This window comes from Cupriavidus cauae, from assembly GCF_026210475.1.
Classification (GTDB): Bacteria; Pseudomonadota; Gammaproteobacteria; order Burkholderiales; family Burkholderiaceae; genus Cupriavidus; species Cupriavidus cauae.
On record NZ_CP080293.1, the window covers coordinates 151426 to 168555 of the forward strand.

A 17130-nucleotide genomic window follows, 5' to 3' on the forward strand; every position below is an offset into this window, starting at 1 on the left:
GTCCTCCGTCTCGATGTCGCATTATGGCGCGCCATGCACGCGGCGTAGAATAACGGGGTCCGCAACACCGGGCCGCCCCGTGCGGCCGCATCCTGACACGGGCGGCGGCTCGCCCGGTCGCAATGAACGACGACCGTCCATGCCGACCGCAGCCAGACAAGGCCAAGCAGCCTGCTTGGCCCGCCCAGCCCCGCCGGAGACCAGCATGAACCATCCCACGCCCCACGCCGACCTGATTCGCCGTCCGCTGCCGCCGGAGGTGGCCGACGCCCTGCAGGCGCGCTTCGGCGAGCGCTTCACTACCTCGGCGGGCGTGCGCGAGCACCACGGCCGCGACGAATCGCCGTTCCCGCCGGCCCCGCCCGATGCGGTGGTGTTCGCCCACAGCACCGAGGAAGTCGCCGAGGTCGCCCGGCTGTGCAACGCCCACGGCGTGCCGCTGATTCCCTACGGCGCCGGCTCGTCGCTGGAAGGCCATCTGCTGGCCGTGGCCGGCGGCATCAGCCTGGACCTGTCGCAGATGAACCAGGTGCTGGCGGTCCAGCCGGAGGACCTGACCGTCACGGTGCAGCCCGGCGTCACCCGCAAGCAGCTGAACCAGGAAATCAAGGACACCGGCCTGTTCTTCCCGATCGACCCGGGCGCCGACGCCTCGCTGGGCGGCATGTGCGCGACGCGGGCGTCGGGCACCAACGCCGTGCGCTACGGCACCATGCGCGAGAACGTGCTGGCGCTGACCGTGGTGACCGCCGACGGCCGCGTGATCAAGACCGGCACCCACGCCCGCAAGTCCTCCGCCGGCTACGACCTGACCCGGCTGTTCGTCGGCAGCGAAGGCACGCTGGGCATCATCACCGAGGTCACGGTGCGGCTGTATCCGCAGCCCGAGGCGATCTCGGCCGCAGTCTGCGCCTTCCCCGACATGGGCAGCGCGGTGCGGGCCGTGATCGACACCATTCAGCTGGGCGTGCCGATCGCGCGCGTCGAGTTCGTCGACGCGCTGGCGATCCGCGCGATCAACCGCCACGACCGTCTGACGCTGCCCGAAAGCCCGCATCTGTTCTTCGAATTCCACGGCACCGAGGCCGGCGTGCGCGAGCAGGCCGAGACCGTGCAGCAGATCACCGCCGAGCATGGCGGCCACGGCTTCGAATGGGCGACGCGGCCGGAAGACCGCAGCCGACTGTGGAACGCCCGCCATACCGCCTACTTCGCGATGCTGCAACTCAAGCCAGGGTGCCGCGCGGTGACCACCGACGTCTGCGTGCCGATCTCGCGGCTGGCCGACTGCGTGGTCGAGACCGAGCGCGACCTGATCGCCTCTGGCCTGCCCTGCCCCATCGTCGGCCACGTCGGCGACGGCAATTTCCACGTGGCGATCCTGACCGACCCCGACAAGCCCGAGGAACTGGAACAGGCGGAAGCGCTGAACGCGGCGATCGTCTCGCGCGCGCTGGCGATGGGCGGCACCTGCACCGGCGAGCACGGCGTCGGCCTGCACAAGATGGACTTCCTGGTCAGCGAGCATGGCGAAGACGCGCTGGACGTGATGCGCGCGATCAAGCGGGCGCTGGACCCGAACGGCATCCTGAATCCGGGCAAGATCTTCCGTCCGAGCCGCTGAACCGCTAAATCACTGAACCGCTGAGCCGCCCCCTCAAGCCCACCCGAAACCGACCATGGCCGCGCTGTTCAACCGCATCCCGCCGCTCCACCTGCTGATCGCCTTCGAGGCGGCGTCGCGGCTGGGCAGCTTCGCCCGCGCGGCCGAGGAGCTGTCGGTCACGCCCAGCGCGGTGTCGCACCGGATCAAGAATCTCGAGGAGCTGTGGGGCGAGGACCTGTTCGTGCGCGCCAACACCGCGCTGCGGCTGACCGCGGCGGGCACGCGCTATCTGCGCAATGTGCAGGACGCCCTCAAGTCGCTGAACGAGCTCGCCCGGCCCGAGTACAACAAGATGCGCACGCGGCTGCGAGTCGCCACGCCGCCGACCTTCGGCCGCCAGCATCTGGTGCCGCGGCTGCCCGAGTTCGGGGCGCTCTATCCGCATATCGACCTGGAACTGCAGCTGGCGATCCCCTTCCTCGACGTGAAGGCCGAGGACACCGACGTCGAGATCCGCTATGGCACCGGCCGCTACCCGGACCTGAAGACCACGCGGCTGCTGGTAGAGCCGGTGTTTCCGGCCTGCGGGCGCGAGTACTATGAACGGATCGACGGACGCGCGATCACGCGGCCCGAGCACCTGGCCAATCTGGTGCTGCTGCGCAGTCCGCTGGAGCCGTGGAAGCCGTGGTTCGAGACTGCCGGGCTGGACTGGCCCGAGCCGCAGAGCGGCCCGCAGTTCAACGACATCGGCTTCATGCTGGAGGCGGTCGCCTCGAACCAGGGTGTCGCCCTGGTGCGCCAGCGCATGGCGCGGCACTGGCTGTCGCTGGGCCAGATGGTGCGGCTGCTCGATATCGAATCGGAGTCGCCGCATGGCTACTACATCGTCGAGCGCGAACAGGCGCCGCTCAAGCCCGAGGCCCGCTACTTCGTCGACTGGCTGCTCAGCCTGGAGTGGTAGGGGCATGCCCCTCGCCGGGCGCCCGGCTGCTGCCGGCCCGGCCGCCCGGTCCCGGCATGGCCTCGGCGCCGCGCCAACCAGCCGCGCCGCACGCGTGGCAGGCCCGCCAAGCCGCCACGGCATGAGCGATTTTGATCGGCGCGGCGCGCCGAATTCACGTGCGGCGGCGGCTGCGCGGCCATCGCCTGCGCTATAGTCTGCCGTCCCCCGCCTCGCCTGCGCCGCCAGGGCCGCGAGGCCATACAGGAGTCGCCATGAACGCCCCGCAAGACGCTGCCATCCCCGCGGCCTCCTCCGCCGCGCTGGCCGCCGCGCTCTCGCCCGAGCAGACCGCCGAGCTGCTGCGCGAACTCGCGCGCATCCTCCCCGAGCCCGCGCTGCTGACGCGCCCCGAAGACACCGTGCCCTATGAATGCGACGGCCTGGCGGCCTATCGCCAGGTGCCGCTCGCGGTGGTGCTGCCCGATACCGAGGAACAGGTGATCGCGATCCTGCGGCTGTGCCACCGGCTGCGGGTGCCCGTGGTGCCGCGCGGCGCCGGCACCAGCCTGTCCGGCGGCGCGATGCCGATCGCCAGCGGCGTGGTGCTGTCGCTCGCCAAGTTCAAGCGCATCGTGTCGATCGATCCGCTGTCGCGCACCGCCATCGTCCAGCCCGGCGTGCGCAATCTGGCGATCTCCGAAGCCGCCGCACCGTACGGCCTGTACTACGCGCCCGATCCGTCCTCGCAGATCGCCTGCACCATCGGCGGCAACGTCGCCGAGAATTCCGGCGGCGTGCATTGCCTGAAATACGGCCTGACCGTTCACAACGTGCTGCGCGTGCGCGCGATCACGATGGAAGGCGAGGTGGTCGAGTTCGGCAGCGCCGCGCCCGACGCCCCGGGCCTGGACCTGCTCGCGGTGCTGATCGGCTCGGAGGGCATGCTGGCGGTCACCACCGAGGTCACCGTCAAGCTGGTGCCGCGGCCGCAGCTGGCGCAGGTCATCATGGCCAGCTTCGACGACGTCGAGAAAGGCGGCAATGCGGTCGCCGACGTGATCGCCGCCGGCATCATCCCGGCCGGGCTGGAGATGATGGACAAGCCGGCCACCGCCGCGGTCGAGGAATTCGTCCATGCGGGCTATGACCTCGATGCCGCCGCGATCCTGCTGTGCGAGTCCGATGGCACGCCCGAGGAAGTGGCCGAGGAAATCGAGCGCATGAGCGAGGTGCTGCGCGCATCCGGCGCGACCCGCATCGCGGTGTCGCAAAGCGAGCCCGAGCGGCTGCGCTTCTGGAGCGGCCGCAAGAACGCCTTCCCCGCCGCGGGCCGGATCTCGCCCGACTACTACTGCATGGACGGCACCATCCCGCGCAAGCACATCGGCACGTTGCTCAAGCGCATCGAGCAGATGGAGCACAAGTACGGCCTGCGCTGCATCAACGTCTTCCATGCCGGCGACGGCAACATGCATCCGCTGATCCTGTTCGATGGCGCGGACCATGACGAGTGGCAGCGCGCCGAGCTGTTCGGCGCCGACATCCTGGAGACCTGCGTCGAGCTCGGCGGCACCGTCACCGGCGAGCACGGCGTCGGCGTCGAGAAGCTCAATTCGATGTGCGTGCAGTTCGCGCCCGAGGAGCGCGAGGCCTTCCTGCGCGTGAAGGCGGCCTTCGATCCGGCGCGGCTGCTCAATCCGGACAAGGCCATTCCGACGCTGGCGCGCTGCGCCGAGTACGGCAAGATGCACGTGCGCCGCGGCCTGCTGCCGCATCCGGACCTGCCGCGCTTCTGAGCGAGACCCGCACGCCGATGGCCGACTACCGTCAAGCCCCTCGCCAAGCACCGCGCCAGGCCACTCGCGAGGCGCCGGGCCAGCCCCGGCGCGACGATCCGCGCCGGCGCCAGGAAGCGTTCGTCCGCCAGTACCTGGGCAAGCCGGACACCGGCTGGCGCCAGCGCTGGTACACGATCATCTTCGAGGCGGATACCCGCGAGGGCCGGCAGTTCGATGTCGCGCTGCTGCTGGCGATCGTGGCCAGCGTGATGGTGGTGATGCTCGACAGCGTGCCGGCGATCCATGCGCGGTTCGGCATAGCCTTCACGGTGCTCGAGTGGATGTTCACGCTGCTGTTCACCGCCGAGTACGTGATGCGCATCCTGGTGGTGCGGCGGCGCCTGCGCTATGTGTTCAGCTTCTTCGGCATCATCGACTTCGTCTCGATCATGCCGACCTGGCTGGCCTTCTTCATGCCGGAGCTGGCCTTCCTGATCGACGTGCGGCTGCTGCGGCTGCTGCGCGTGTTCCGGATCCTGAAGCTGACGGTCTACTTCGAGGAGGCGCAGATCCTGTATCGCGCGCTGGCCAACAGCCGCCGCAAGATCGCCGTGTTTCTCGGCACGGTGTTCATCATCACCGTGATCCTCGGCACCGTGATGTACGTGGTCGAGGGGCCCGAGAACGGCTTCGTCAGCATCCCGCGCAGCATGTACTGGGCGGTCGTGACGCTGACCACCACCGGCTACGGCGACATGGTGCCGAAGACCGCCGTGGGGCAGTTCATCACCTCGCTGACCATCCTGCTCGGCTACGGCATCATCGCCTTCCCGACCGGCATCGTCGGCGCGGAACTGGCCGCCAGCATCATCCGGCGCCCGCTGACGACGCGCACCTGCGTGCATTGCCTGACCGAGGGGCACGACCCCGACGCCTCCTATTGCAAGCACTGCGGCAAGAAGCTGCCGCCCTATCAGGTCGAGGTCGGCGACCAGACCTGACGTCCCGCGGCGACGAACGACGGAACGCCAGGACAACAGAACGACAGAACAGAAGCGCCCGCCGGGCGCGGCCATGTGCCGCCCCCAAGCGCCTGAACCGAAGACAACCAGAACCCTAGCCATCCCCTGCCCACGCCATGCAAGACAAGCTCGACGCCTTCCGCGATGCCATCCGGCACGCCGCCGCCAGCCGTACGCCGCTGCGCTTCACCGGCGGCGGCAGCAAGGATTTCTACGGCCAGCCACCCGAGGGCGAGCTGCTGGACACGCGCGGCCATGCCGGCATCGTCGACTACGACCCGGCCGAGCTGGTGATCACCGCGCGCTGCGGCACGCCGCTGGCCGAGATCGAGGCGACGCTGGCCGAACGGCGCCAGATGCTGGCCTTCGAGCCGCCGCACTTCGCCGGCGCCGACGGCGTCAGCCGCGCGACGCTGGGCGGCGCGGTCGCGGCGGGCCTCTCGGGTCCGCGCCGGCAGTCGGTCGGCGCGCTGCGCGACTTCGTGCTCGGCGTGCAGATGATGGACGGCCGCGGCGACACGCTGCAGTTCGGCGGCCAGGTGATGAAGAACGTCGCGGGCTACGATGTCTCGCGGCTGATCGCCGGCTCGCTCGGCACGCTGGGCCTGATTCTCGAAGTCTCGCTGAAGGTGCTGCCTGTGCCGTTCGACGACGCCACGCTGCGTTTTGAACTTGGCGAGGCCGACGCGCTGCAGCGCCTGAACCAGTGGGGCGGCCAGCCGCTGCCGATCGCGGCCTCGGTCTGGCACAACGGCGTGCTGCACGTGCGGCTGTCCGGCGCGGCGGCGGCGTTGCGCGCCGCGCGCGAGCGTCTCGGCGGCGAGGCGATCGAGCAAGGCGAGGCGCAGGCCCTGTGGCAGGCGCTGCGCGAGCAGACCCATCCGTTCTTCGCGCCGTCCCATGCCGGCGCGCCGCTGTGGCGCCTGGCGCTGCCGACCACGGCCGCGCCGCTGGCCCTGCCACCGGCGGCGGGCGGCACGCAGCTGATCGAATGGGGCGGCGGCCAGCGCTGGTGGATTCCCGCGCAGCCGGTACCGGCCGCGCAGGTGCGCGCCATCGCGCAGGCCGCGGGCGGGCACGCGACGCTGTTCCGTAACGGCGACAAGTCCGAAAGCGTGTTCACGCCGCAGTCGGCGTCGCTGATGGCGATCCACGCGCGGCTGAAGGCGGCCTTCGATCCGGCCGGCATCTTCAATCCGGGGCGGCTGTACCCGGACCTCTGAATTTGGCGCTCCATTCCCGGCTCCATTCCCGGCTCCATTGCGCGCCATCCCCGATCCGCTAGACAAACGCCCCGGCAAGTCCCCACGACAAACACAGGCGACAAGCCCGACGACAAGCCAAACGACAAGCCGGCGCGACAACCACTCTGGTCCCTATCATGCAAACGACCCTGGCCGATTTCCTCCGCGACACGCCCGATGGCGAAGAAGCCAAGTCCATCGTCGGCAAGTGCGTGCACTGCGGCTTCTGTACCGCGACCTGTCCGACCTACCAGCTGCTCGGCGACGAGCTCGACGGGCCGCGCGGACGCATCTACCTGATGAAGCAGGTGCTGGAAGGCAACCCCGTCACCGAAAGCACGCGCCTGCATCTGGACCGCTGCCTGACCTGCCGCAACTGCGAATCGACCTGCCCGTCGGGCGTGACCTACGGCCGGCTGGTCGATATCGGCCGCCAGGTCGTCGACGAGCGGCTGGCCGAGCAGGGCCTGCATCGTCCGGCACGCCAGCGCATCGCGCGCTGGGTGCTGCGCGAAGGGCTGACGCGCCCACGCCTGTTCGGCGCGGCGATGCGCATGGGACAGCTGGTGCGTCCGCTGCTGCCCGAGGTGCTGCGCAACAAGGTGCCGGTGGCCGCGCCGGCCGGCGCATGGCCGCAACGCGAGCACGCCCGCAAGATGCTGCTGCTGGCCGGCTGCGTGCAGCCGTCGATGTCGCCCGACATCAATGCCGCGACCGCGCGCGTGTTCGATCGTCTCGGCGTGCAGATGGTGGTCGCGCCCGAGGCAGGTTGTTGCGGGGCAATCCGTTACCACAATGGCGACCATCCGGGCGGGCTCGACAATATGCGCCGCAATATCGATGCATGGTGGCCGCACGTCGAGGCCGGCGCCGAAGCCATCGTGATGAACGCCTCGGGCTGCGGCGTGATGGTCAAGGAGTACGGCCATCTGCTGCGCCATGACCCGAAGTACGCCGAACGCGCGGCGCGCATCTCGGCGCTGACGCGCGACGTGTCCGAACTGCTGCCCGCGTTTGCCGAGCCGCTGCAACGCCTGGCCGAGGCCGCGCCGCCGCCCGCGCAGCGCGTCGCATGGCACCCGCCCTGCACGCTGCAGCACGGCCAGCAGATTCGCGGCAAGGTGGAGGCGCTCTTGACCGCACTCGGCGTGGAGGTCAAACTCTGCGCTGACAGCCACCTGTGCTGCGGATCGGCGGGTACCTACTCGGTGTTGCAGCCGGACCTGGCCTATCGCCTGCGCGACGACAAGCTCGCCAAACTGCAGGCCACGCAGCCGGACACCATCGTGTCCGCCAATATCGGCTGCATCACCCATCTGCAAAGCGGCACGCAGACGCCGGTGCTGCACTGGATCGAACTGGTGGATCGCATGCTCGGTTGACGGTGCGCGGGAGGCTGCCGCCGGTGGAATCGCGGTGATTCCGCCTGGCCGACCAACCTGCCCCTCGCATGCTCCAGACGCTTGCCATCCTGCTGGTATTCCAATCCGTGGGCGAGGTGTTCAGCTACGCGCTGCGCCTGCCCGTGCCCGGTCCCGTGATCGGCATGATCCTGCTGTTCTGCTGGCTCGCGATCGACGATCGCCTGCTGGCGATCATCCAGGACACCACCGCCGAGCTGCTCAAGCATCTGTCGCTGCTGTTCGTGCCGGCCGGCGTCGGCATCATGGTGCACGGCAGCCGTATCGGCGGCGAATGGATGCCGATCATCGTCGCGCTGGTGTTGTCGACCTGGCTGGCGATCGCCACCACGGCGCTGGTCACGCGCGCGCTGATGCGCAAACCCCCGGCCTCTCCGGCCTCTCCGGCCTCTCCGGCCTCTCCGGCCTCTCCGGCCTCTCCGGCCTCTCCGGCCTCCCCGGCGTCCTCCGCCGGCCCCTCCGCGGACGATGCCGCCAGCGACGCGGGAGAGCGCCAATGACCCCGCGCCTGAACGAGATCTGGGTCTATCTGGCCGCCAGCCCGCTGCTCGGGCTGACCGCGACGCTGCTGGCCTATGTGTTCGCCTTCCGCATCTACGAACGCGCGCGTTTCTCGCCGCTGGCCAATCCGGTGATGATCTCGGTCGCGCTGCTGGTCGCGGTGCTGACGGTGACCGGCACGCCGTACCAGACCTACTTCGACGGCGCGCAATTCGTGCACTTCCTGCTTGGTCCGGCCACGGTGGCGCTGGCGGTGCCGCTCTACCAGCAGTTGCCCAAGCTGCGCGCGCACGTGCTGCCGCTGCTCGGCGGGCTGCTGGCCGGCTCGCTGGTCGCGGTGGTGTCGGCGGTCGGCATCGCGTGGCTGCTGGGCGCTTCTCCCGAGGTGGTGCGCTCGCTGGCGCCCAAGTCGGTGACCATTCCGATCGCGATGGGCGTGGCCGAGAAGATCGGCGGCCTGCCGTCGCTGACCGCGGTGCTGGTGATGGGCACCGGCATCATCGGCGCGATCAGCGCGACCAAGATCCTGAACCTGCTCGGCATGCGCGACTACAGCGTGCGCGGCTTCGCCACCGGGCTGGCGGCGCACGGCATCGGTACCGCACGGGCCTTCCAGGTCAATCAGGAGGCCGGCGCCTTTGCCGCGCTCGGCATGGGCCTGAACGGCGTGCTGACCGCGGTGCTGGTGCCCTTGCTGGCGACGTGGATGCCGCGCTGAGCCGGGCTTCGCGGCTGGTACACGCAGGCATGCGCTTGGGCGTGCCTGGGCGCGTGTCTGAACGCGGGCCTGGGCGCGCCTGAGCCTGGCTGAGGTTCCTGAACGCAGCCAAACGCATCCAAGCACGCCCGCGCCCGGCGCCGCAGGACCGAACGACAACCGAAGGGAGAACGCGATGGTACTGAAGCTCGCTCTGGCGCTCGTCTCGCTGTTCGTGCTGTGGGGCGCGCTGGCGCCCGACCAGCTCGGCACCACCATGCAATGGCTGCTGACGGGCGTGATCGCGCGCTTCGGCTGGTTCTACCTGCTGTCGATGTTCGGCTTCCTGGTGTTCGCGCTGTACCTGGCGTTCGGCCGCTTCGGCAGCATCCGGCTCGGCGGGGAGGACGCCGAGCCGCAGTTCCACCGGCTCAGCTGGTTCTCGATGCTGTTCGCCGCCGGCATGGGCATCGGCCTGGTCTTCTGGGGCGTGGCCGAGCCGGTCTCCCACCTGATCAAGCCGCCGCTCGGCCTCGAACCGCTGACGCCGCAGGCGGCCGGCACCGGGCTGCGCTACGCCTTCTTCCACTGGGGGCTGCATCCGTGGGCGGCCTACTCGATCGTCGCGCTGGCGCTGGCCTTCTTCCAGTTCAACCGCGACCGGCCGATGCTGATCAGCACCACCTTCGAGCCGCTGATCGGCGCGCGCGCCAACGGGCCACTCGGCAAATGGATCGACGTGCTGGCGCTGATCGCCACCGCCTTCGGCGTGGCCACCTCGCTGGGACTGGGCGCGCTGCAGATCAATGCCGGCCTGTACCGGGTGTTCGGCATACCCAACGATATCGCGGTCGAGCTGATCATCATCGCGGTCGCCGGCGCGCTGTACATCCTGTCGTCGCTGAGCGGCCTGACGCGCGGCATCCAGTGGCTCAGCAACCTGAACATGGTGCTGGCCGTGCTGCTGCTGTTGACGGTGTTCGTGCTGGGGCCGACGTCGTTCATCCTGGACGCGCTGACCACCACGGTCGGCGCCTACCTGGACAACCTGGTCGGCATGAGCATGCGCATGACGCCGTTCAGCAAGGGCACCTGGGTCGCCGACTGGACGCTGTTCTACTGGGCCTGGTGGATCGCCTGGGCGCCCTTCGTGGGCACCTTCATCGCGCGCATCTCGAAGGGCCGCACCATCCGCGAGTTCATCGTCGGCGTGCTGCTGGCGCCGACGCTGATCAGCCTCCTGTGGTTCGGCGTCTTTGGCGGCGCGGGGCTGTATGCGTCGATGTTCGAGAACGTGCCGGTGGTGCAGGCGGTGCAGCAGGACCCCTCGCTGGCGCTGTTCGCGCTGCTGGAGGCCTACCCGGCGGCGACGCTGACCTCGATCCTGGCGATCGTGCTGGTCACGGTGTTCTTCGTGACCTCGGCCGACTCGGCCACCTTCGTGCTCGGCATGATGTCCGACCACGGCAATCCGCGTCCGCCGGCGCGGCTCAAGCTGATCTGGGGCGTGCTGATCGCGCTGATCGCCGGGGTGCTGCTGGTGTCCGGCGGGCTGAAGGGGCTGCAGTCGATGTCGATCCTGGCGGCGCTGCCCTTCGCGGTGGTGATGGCGGCGATGTGCTTTAGCCTGTTCCGCGCGCTCGACGAGGAATCGAACCGGCTGGAGCGCCGCCACCGCGCGCGCGACCGGCTGCTGGAGCGGCTGCTGCGCGACCGCGAGACCCAGCCGCCGGCGGGGCCGCCGCAGGACTGAGCCCCCGGGGCGCCGGCCAGCGTCGGCTCAGCGCGGTTTCGGCGCAGGTTTCGGCGCAGGTTTCGGCGCAGGTTCGGCGCAGGTTCGGCGCAGGTTCGGCGCGAGTTGGACGCGGGTTCGGCCGGCTGCGGCTTCGGCTTCCGCTTCAGCGCGCCGGCTCGGCCAGCAGCGTCTCGATGTCGGCCTCGATGTCCTCGGGCTTGGTGGTCGGCGCATAGCGCTTGTACACCGTGCCGTCGCGGCGCAGCAGGAACTTGGTGAAGTTCCACTTGATCGCCTCGATGCCGAGCAGGCCGGGCTTCTGCCCGGTCAGCCAGCGATACAGCGGATGCGCGTTGGCGCCGTTGACGTCGATCTTGGCGAACATCGGAAAGCTGACCTGGAAGCGCGTTTCGCAGAACTGGCCGATCTGCTGCGCATCGCCGGGCTCCTGCTTGCCGAACTGGTTGCACGGGAAGCCGAGTACCGCGAAACCGCGCCCGGCATGGCGCTCGTGCAGCCGCTGCAGGCCGGCGTACTGCGGCGTGAAGCCGCATTCGCTGGCGGTATTGACGATCAGCAGCACCTTGCCCTCGAACTGCGATAGCGAAACCGGCTGGCCGGCCAGCGATTCGGCGCTGAACTGGTAGACGTTGTCCATGGCGTGTTCCTGTCGGCGAATGGGTTGGGAGCAAACACTATAATGGCCTACCCCTTGTTGCCAACCGTTTCTTTCGATGTTTGCCGAACCATGTCGGTCATAGCCGCGAATCTCCAAACCGTGCGGCGGCGCCTTGCCGCCGCCGAACTCGAGGCGGGCCGATCGGCCGGCGAGGTGTCGCTGCTGGCGGTGTCCAAGACCTTCCCGCCCGGCGCGGTACGCACGGCCTTCGAGGCAGGCCAGCGCGCCTTCGGCGAGAACTATGTGCAGGAAGGCCTGGACAAGATCGCCGCGCTGGCATCGCTGCGCGAGCACCTGTCGTGGCACTTCATCGGTCCCCTGCAAAGCAACAAGACGCGCGCGGTGGCCGAGCACTTCGACTGGGTGCATTCGGTCGACCGGCTGCGCATCGCCGAGCGGCTGTCGGCGCAGCGCCCCGCCTCGATGGGACCGCTGCAGGTCTGCATCCAGGTCAATATCAGCGGCGAGGCCAGCAAGAGCGGCGTCGCGCCGGCCGACGTGCTGGCCCTCGCGCGCGCCATCGCGCCGCTGCCCAATCTGCATCTGCGGGGGCTGATGGCCATTCCCGAGCCGGCGGACGATATCGCGGCGCAGCGCCGCCCCTTCGCCGCGCTGCGCGCGCTGCTGGCCACGTTGCGCGAGGACGGCCTGGCGGTCGACACGCTGTCGATGGGCATGTCCGGCGACCTCGAGGCGGCGGTGGCCGAAGGCGCGACGATCGTGCGGGTCGGCACCGCGATCTTCGGCGCCCGTCCGCGGCCGGCCGAAAGCGGCATGAACCCGGCCGGCGCGCCGTGATGCGGCCCTGATGCGGCCCTGACGCTGCCCGGGCTGGCGCGAACCGTCCCGGGACCGGCTGCCGACGTTCCGATTTCCCGATTTCCCGATTTCCCGATTTCCCGATTTCCCGATTCCCCGATTCCCCGATTCCCCGATTCCCGACTCACAGCGAGACCCACCCATGCTCACCACTCTGACCTTCGGCTTCGTCGGCGGCGGCAACCTCGCCACCGCCCTGATCGGCGGCCTGATCGCCCGCGGCGTGCCGCCTTCGTCGATCCGCGTCGCCGACCCCTACGCGCCCGCGCGCGAACGGCTGGCGCGCGAGCAGCGCGTGCATACCGTCGAGACGCCCGACGTCGAACTGGCCGGCAGCGACGTGATCGTGATGGCGACCAAGCCGCAGCAGTTCCGCGAGGCGGCCGAGCAGCTGCTGCCGCATCTGCGCACCGCCGGCAGCCGCGGCCTGGTGGTCAGCGTGGCCGCCGGCATTCGCCTGCAGGACATCCAGCGCTGGCTCGGCGGCCATGCGCGCGTGGTGCGCTCGATGCCCAATACGCCGGCGCTGGCCGGCAAGGGCATGACGGGGCTGAGCGCGCCGGCCGCCCTGTCGGCCGAGGACCGCGCCGTCGCCACCGCGCTAGCCGAGGCGGTCGGCCAATGCCTGTGGCTGGACAACGATGCGCAGATGGACGCGGTCACCGCGGTCTCGGGCAGCGGCCCCGCCTATGTGTTCTACGTGATCGAGGCGATGGAGCGCGCCGCCACCGAGCTGGGCCTGAGCGCGGCGCAAGGCCGCCAGCTGGCGATCGAGACCTTCCGCGGCGCGGCCGCGCTGGCGGCGCAATCGAGCGAGCCGGTCGCGACGCTGCGCGAGCGTGTGACGTCCAAGGGCGGCACCACCTACGCGGCGCTGACGGTACTGGAGCAGTCGGGCGTGGGCGAGGCCTTCGTCAAGGCCGTGCACGCCGCGGCGGCGCGCGGCGCGGAAATGGGCGAGGAATTCGGCCGCGAGGGTTGAGGCGGGATTGCAGGACGGTCGTCCCCGCGCAGGCGGGGAGACCGCGACTTTCCGGCGCCGCTCGTTCCCGAGGTCGCTGGTCCCCTATGCGGGAACGACAGGACTACCGCAGCGCGTACGCCAGCGCGGTGCCGGCAAATACCCAGGCGCCGAGCCAGTTGTTGTGGCGGAACGCCGCGAAGCACTGCATGCGGTCGCGCCCGCGGATCAGCGTGTAGTGGTACACGGCGGTCGCCGCGGCCGCCGCGAGGCCGAGCCAGTACGGCCAACCCAGTCCGAGCATGCCACCGGCCAGCGCCATCAGCGCCAGGAAGCCGGCGTAGCAGATCATGATCGCCGCGACATCGAAGCGGCCGAACGTGATGGCCGAAGTCTTCATGCCGATCAGCAGATCGTCGTCGCGATCGACCATCGCATACGCGGTGTCGTAGGCCACCGACCAGAACACATTGGCCAGCAGCATCAGCCAGGCCACCGGTGGCACCTGCTCCTGCACCGCGGCGAAGGCCATCGGGATACCGAAGCCGAACGCGATGCCCAGGTACGCCTGCGGAATCGCGAAGAAGCGCTTGAAGAAGGGATAGGTCGCCGCAACGATCACCGCCACCACCGACAGCCACTTGGTCAGCGCATTGAGCGGCAGGATCAGCAGGAAGGCCAGCACGGCCAGCGTGCCGGCCACCGCCAGCGCCTCCCAGGGCTGGATGCGCCCGGCTGTCAGCGGCCGCTCGCGGGTGCGCTTCACATGCTTGTCGAAGTCGCGGTCGGCCCAGTCGTTCATCGCGCAGCCGGCCGAGCGCATCAGGAACGTACCCACCACGAAGATCCAGAAGATGGGCCACGGCGGCGGCCCGCCGGCGGCCATCCACAGCGCCCACAAGGTCGGCCACAGCAGCAGCAGCGTGCCGATCGGCTTGTCGATGCGCACCAGGCGCGCGTACAGGGCGAGACGTTCGAACATCGGGGTCGGGTGGTGGGACGGGGACAGCGGCACGGGATTGGCGGAGGGATCGGGAGCGGCGAGGGATCGGAAGGACCGGCGAGGGACCGGGATGGAGCGGACGAGGATCGGATCAGGATCGGCATCGTGGCCCGGCGGTCGCGGGCAGATCGATCGCCCCTGGCGAGGCCCCTGCCACAACCTGGAACGATACGCCGCCGGCGCGGCGGCGGCGCATCGTCAGGACGCGAGCCTGCTCAGGCCAGCATCGAGCGCAGCATCCACGCGGTCTTTTCGTGCGTCTGCATGCGCTGGGTCAGCAGGTCGGCGGACGGCTCGTCGGCGGCGGCCTCGACCAGCGGGAAGATCGAGCGCGCGGTGCGCACCACGGCCTCCTGGCCCTCGACCAGCTTGCGGATCATCTCGGTGGCCTCGGGCACGCCCTCTTCCTCCTGGATCGACGACAGCCGCGCGTATTCCTTGTAGGTGCCCGGTGCCGGATAGCCCAACGCGCGGATGCGTTCCGCGATCGAGTCGACCGCCAGCGCCAGTTCGGTGTACTGCGTCTCGAACATCAGATGCAGCGTGTTGAACATCGGGCCGGTGACGTTCCAGTGGAAGTTGTGCGTCTTCAGATAAAGCGTGTAGGTGTCCGCCAGCAGCTTGGACAGGCCCTCGGCGATCTTCTTGCGGTCCTTGTCCGAAATCCCGATGTTCACGCTCATCTCGTTCTTCTTCGCCATGATCGATACGCTCCGTTCTGATGTGGCCACGACTAACTGCGGAAAAAAATGCGACAGGGGCCGCCAGCTCTGCGCCAGCGGCCCCGGCATCGCATTATGGCATCCGAACGGCGGCGCGGACAAACCCGCGCCGGCCGTTCGGGCGCCCTGCGCCGACCTTCAGCGTACGGTCAGCGGACGTTCAGCGCCCGCTCCACCCCTTCCGCATAGGCCGGATCAACCTTGCGGAAGTGCGCGAGCTGGACCTGCACGATGTCGGCCGGCACGCCCTGCATCGCCGCCGCGATATTGCCGAACAGGCGCTGGCGCTGACCCTCGTCGAACAGCTGGAACAGCGCGCGCGGCTGGCTGTAGTAATCGTCGTCGTCCGCCCGGTGGTCGAAGCGGTCCGCCACCGCGCCCACCGCCAGCGGCGGCTCGACCGCGCGCTCGCCGGCGGCGAAAGCGCCCTGCCGGTTCGGCTCGTAGTTCAGCTTGCTGCCCTGGTTGCCGTCCACGCGCATCGCGCCGTCGCGGTGGAAGCTGTTGTGGAACGGGCATTTCGGCGCGTTGACCGGGATCTGGTGGTGATTGACGCCCAGCCGGTAGCGCTGCGTGTCCCCGTACGAAAACAGCCGGCCCTGCAGCATCCGGTCCGGCGAGAAGCCGATGCCGGGCACGATGTTGGACGGGTTCATCGCCACCTGCTCGACCTCGGCGAAATAGTTGTCCGGATTGCGGTTCAGCTCCAGCACGCCGACGTCGATCAGCGGGTAGTCGGCATGCGGCCACACCTTGGTCAGGTCGAACGGATTGATGCGATACGTCGCCGCGTCGGCCTCGGGCATGATCTGCACCTGCAGCATCCAGCGCGGGAAATTGCCCTGCTCGATGTTCTCGTACAGGTCGCGCTGCGCGCTCTCGCGGTCGCCGGCGACCACTTTGGCCGCTTCCTCGTTGGTCCAGTTGGCGATGCCCTGCTGCGACTTGAAGTGGAACTTGACCCAGAAGCGCTCGCCCGCCGCGTTGATGAACGAGTACGTGTGCGAGCCGAAGCCGTGCATCTGCCGGTAGTTCTGCGGCAGGCCGCGGTCGCTCATCAGGATCGTGACCTGGTGCAGCGATTCCGGATGGCGCGACCAGAAGTCCCAGACCGCGATCGGATCGCGCAGGTTGGTGCGCGGATTGCGCTTCTGCGTGTGGATGAAGTCGGGGAACTTGAGCGGATCGCGGACGAAGAACACCGGCGTGTTGTTGCCCACCACGTCCCAGTTGCCCTCGTCGGTATAGAACTTGACCGAGAAGCCGCGCACGTCGCGCTCGGCATCGGCGGCGCCGCGCTCGCCGGCCACCGTCGAGAAGCGCAGGAACAGCGGGGTCTGCTTGCCGACCTCGGCGAAGATCGAGGCCTTGGTGTACTGCGTGATGTCATGCGTCACGGTGAAGGTGCCGTGGGCACCCGAGCCCTTGGCATGCACGCGCCGCTCGGGAATGACCTCGCGATCGAAGTGCGCCAGCTTCTCCAGGAACCAGACGTCCTGCAGCAGCATCGGACCGCGCACGCCGGCGGTCAGCGAATTCTGGTTGTCGGCGACCGGCGCGCCGGCGGCGGTGGTGAGGGTGTCCTTGTCCTTGCTCATCGTGACCTCTGCTGGTGGGGATAGGGTGGTACGGAGTAACCGGGGAATACCGGAAATACGGAAATACCGGGATGCGCGAAACGGCTGCATCAACGACCGCGAGACTACGCGGCGTTTGCGATGCCGCCGTGACGCCGCCGCAGGCTGTCGCCCATCAATAGACGGTGGCGAAACAGGCCAGGCAGTCGGTCAGCTGACGGCGCAGGTCGCGCCAGACGGCGCCCGGGGCGGGCAACGGCAAGGGACGGTTGCGGTTCATGCTGACTCCTTTTGCGAGCGGTATCGTGCGTCGATGGAAGGAGTTTAACAATCACCTATTGGTATAGGAATTTAATTATTTAAAACTATGATATAGCGTAAAGCTAACAGGCGGGCCGGCGGGGAAGAAGGCGGAACGA

At 69.1% G+C, this 17130-nt stretch carries 14 protein-coding genes and 1 pseudogene; 11 read left to right on the forward strand and 4 right to left on the reverse strand.

Translation table 11 applies throughout. From position 1 onward, the window contains the following. Window positions 1–205 precede the first annotated feature (205 nt). The 9 genes and pseudogenes from KZ686_RS00690 to KZ686_RS00730 all read left to right on the forward strand — a co-directional run bounded on the left by KZ686_RS00690 (window position 206) and on the right by KZ686_RS00730 (window position 10968). Entirely contained in the window at window positions 206–1624 is a 1419-nt protein-coding gene (locus tag KZ686_RS00690) for an FAD-binding oxidoreductase (RefSeq protein ID WP_265632836.1), read from the forward strand. Window positions 1625–1679: 55 nt separating this feature from the next. Continuing rightward, a complete protein-coding gene (locus KZ686_RS00695; protein WP_149316676.1) occupies window positions 1680–2570 on the forward strand; it encodes a LysR substrate-binding domain-containing protein in 891 nt (296 codons plus the stop codon). A gap of 254 nt (window positions 2571–2824) precedes the next feature. After that, window positions 2825–4348, forward strand: a complete 1524-nt coding sequence (locus KZ686_RS00700; RefSeq protein WP_149316675.1) for an FAD-linked oxidase C-terminal domain-containing protein — start codon at window positions 2825–2827, stop codon at window positions 4346–4348. Window positions 4349–4365: 17 nt separating this feature from the next. After that, the gene (locus KZ686_RS00705) at window positions 4366–5331 is read left to right on the forward strand and encodes an ion transporter (RefSeq protein ID WP_265632837.1); all 966 of its coding nucleotides are present in this window, start codon (window positions 4366–4368) and stop codon (window positions 5329–5331) included. Between the two features lie 137 nt (window positions 5332–5468). After that, complete coding sequence (glcE, locus tag KZ686_RS00710) at window positions 5469–6575, forward strand: glycolate oxidase subunit GlcE (RefSeq protein ID WP_265632838.1); 1107 nt, start codon at window positions 5469–5471, stop codon at window positions 6573–6575. Window positions 6576–6733: 158 nt separating this feature from the next. After that, window positions 6734–7978: a glycolate oxidase subunit GlcF gene (gene glcF / locus KZ686_RS00715; RefSeq protein WP_150083381.1), complete on the forward strand. Its 1245-nt coding sequence runs from the start codon at window positions 6734–6736 to the stop codon at window positions 7976–7978. A gap of 68 nt (window positions 7979–8046) precedes the next feature. Continuing rightward, a pseudogene (locus KZ686_RS00720) lies at window positions 8047–8406 on the forward strand (CidA/LrgA family protein); the annotation flags it as partial. A gap of 107 nt (window positions 8407–8513) precedes the next feature. Further along, window positions 8514–9236 (forward strand): LrgB family protein, encoded by a 723-nt coding sequence (locus KZ686_RS00725; RefSeq protein WP_006578593.1) that lies wholly within the window; start codon window positions 8514–8516, stop codon window positions 9234–9236. Between the two features lie 175 nt (window positions 9237–9411). Next, complete coding sequence (locus KZ686_RS00730; RefSeq protein WP_265632839.1) at window positions 9412–10968, forward strand: glycine betaine uptake BCCT transporter; 1557 nt, start codon at window positions 9412–9414, stop codon at window positions 10966–10968. A gap of 145 nt (window positions 10969–11113) precedes the next feature. Here KZ686_RS00730 and KZ686_RS00735 read toward each other — a convergent pair whose 3' ends face one another. Continuing rightward, window positions 11114–11608 (reverse strand): glutathione peroxidase, encoded by a 495-nt coding sequence (locus KZ686_RS00735; protein WP_149316670.1) that lies wholly within the window; start codon window positions 11606–11608, stop codon window positions 11114–11116. A 90-nt stretch (window positions 11609–11698) separates the two neighbouring features. Here KZ686_RS00735 and KZ686_RS00740 point away from each other — a divergent pair, with 90 nt between their 5' ends. Together KZ686_RS00740 and proC are read left to right on the forward strand one after the other, a co-directional pair. Then, window positions 11699–12427, forward strand: coding sequence for a YggS family pyridoxal phosphate-dependent enzyme (locus tag KZ686_RS00740; RefSeq protein ID WP_265632840.1), 729 nt, complete (start codon window positions 11699–11701; stop codon window positions 12425–12427). A 163-nt stretch (window positions 12428–12590) separates the two neighbouring features. Beyond that, window positions 12591–13430 (forward strand): pyrroline-5-carboxylate reductase, encoded by an 840-nt coding sequence (proC, locus tag KZ686_RS00745; RefSeq protein ID WP_149316668.1) that lies wholly within the window; start codon window positions 12591–12593, stop codon window positions 13428–13430. 103 nt (window positions 13431–13533) lie between these two features. On the opposite strand, the gene ubiA is transcribed toward proC, so the two are convergent. The 3 genes from ubiA to KZ686_RS00760 form a co-directional block, all read right to left on the reverse strand. After that, a complete protein-coding gene (ubiA, locus tag KZ686_RS00750) occupies window positions 13534–14391 on the reverse strand; it encodes a 4-hydroxybenzoate octaprenyltransferase (protein WP_150083385.1) in 858 nt (285 codons plus the stop codon). Window positions 14392–14627: 236 nt separating this feature from the next. After that, on the reverse strand, window positions 14628–15113 hold the full coding sequence (locus tag KZ686_RS00755) for a Dps family protein (RefSeq protein ID WP_149316666.1): 486 nt from the start codon (window positions 15111–15113) through the stop codon (window positions 14628–14630). 170 nt (window positions 15114–15283) lie between these two features. Beyond that, window positions 15284–16732 carry a catalase gene (locus KZ686_RS00760; protein ID WP_149316665.1) on the reverse strand — a complete coding sequence of 483 codons (1449 nt, stop codon included), beginning with the start codon at window positions 16730–16732 and terminating at the stop codon, window positions 15284–15286. Window positions 16733–17130: the final 398 nt, after the last annotated feature.

What these genes read in the sequence shown, in the direction of transcription:
- KZ686_RS00690 (WP_265632836.1), top strand. Translation starts at nt 206, where the DNA reads ATGAACCATCCCACGCCCCACGCCGACCTGATTCGCCGTCCGCTGCCG.
- KZ686_RS00695 (WP_149316676.1), top strand. Translation starts at nt 1,680, where the DNA reads ATGGCCGCGCTGTTCAACCGCATCCCGCCGCTCCACCTGCTGATCGCC.
- KZ686_RS00700 (WP_149316675.1), top strand. Translation starts at nt 2,825, where the DNA reads ATGAACGCCCCGCAAGACGCTGCCATCCCCGCGGCCTCCTCCGCCGCG.
- KZ686_RS00705 (WP_265632837.1), top strand. Translation starts at nt 4,366, where the DNA reads ATGGCCGACTACCGTCAAGCCCCTCGCCAAGCACCGCGCCAGGCCACT.
- glcE (WP_265632838.1), top strand. Translation starts at nt 5,469, where the DNA reads ATGCAAGACAAGCTCGACGCCTTCCGCGATGCCATCCGGCACGCCGCC.
- glcF (WP_150083381.1), top strand. Translation starts at nt 6,734, where the DNA reads ATGCAAACGACCCTGGCCGATTTCCTCCGCGACACGCCCGATGGCGAA.
- KZ686_RS00725 (WP_006578593.1), top strand. Translation starts at nt 8,514, where the DNA reads ATGACCCCGCGCCTGAACGAGATCTGGGTCTATCTGGCCGCCAGCCCG.
- KZ686_RS00730 (WP_265632839.1), top strand. Translation starts at nt 9,412, where the DNA reads ATGGTACTGAAGCTCGCTCTGGCGCTCGTCTCGCTGTTCGTGCTGTGG.
- KZ686_RS00735 (WP_149316670.1), bottom strand. Translation starts at nt 11,608, where the DNA reads ATGGACAACGTCTACCAGTTCAGCGCCGAATCGCTGGCCGGCCAGCCG.
- KZ686_RS00740 (WP_265632840.1), top strand. Translation starts at nt 11,699, where the DNA reads ATGTCGGTCATAGCCGCGAATCTCCAAACCGTGCGGCGGCGCCTTGCC.
- proC (WP_149316668.1), top strand. Translation starts at nt 12,591, where the DNA reads ATGCTCACCACTCTGACCTTCGGCTTCGTCGGCGGCGGCAACCTCGCC.
- ubiA (WP_150083385.1), bottom strand. Translation starts at nt 14,391, where the DNA reads ATGTTCGAACGTCTCGCCCTGTACGCGCGCCTGGTGCGCATCGACAAG.
- KZ686_RS00755 (WP_149316666.1), bottom strand. Translation starts at nt 15,113, where the DNA reads ATGGCGAAGAAGAACGAGATGAGCGTGAACATCGGGATTTCGGACAAG.
- KZ686_RS00760 (WP_149316665.1), bottom strand. Translation starts at nt 16,732, where the DNA reads ATGAGCAAGGACAAGGACACCCTCACCACCGCCGCCGGCGCGCCGGTC.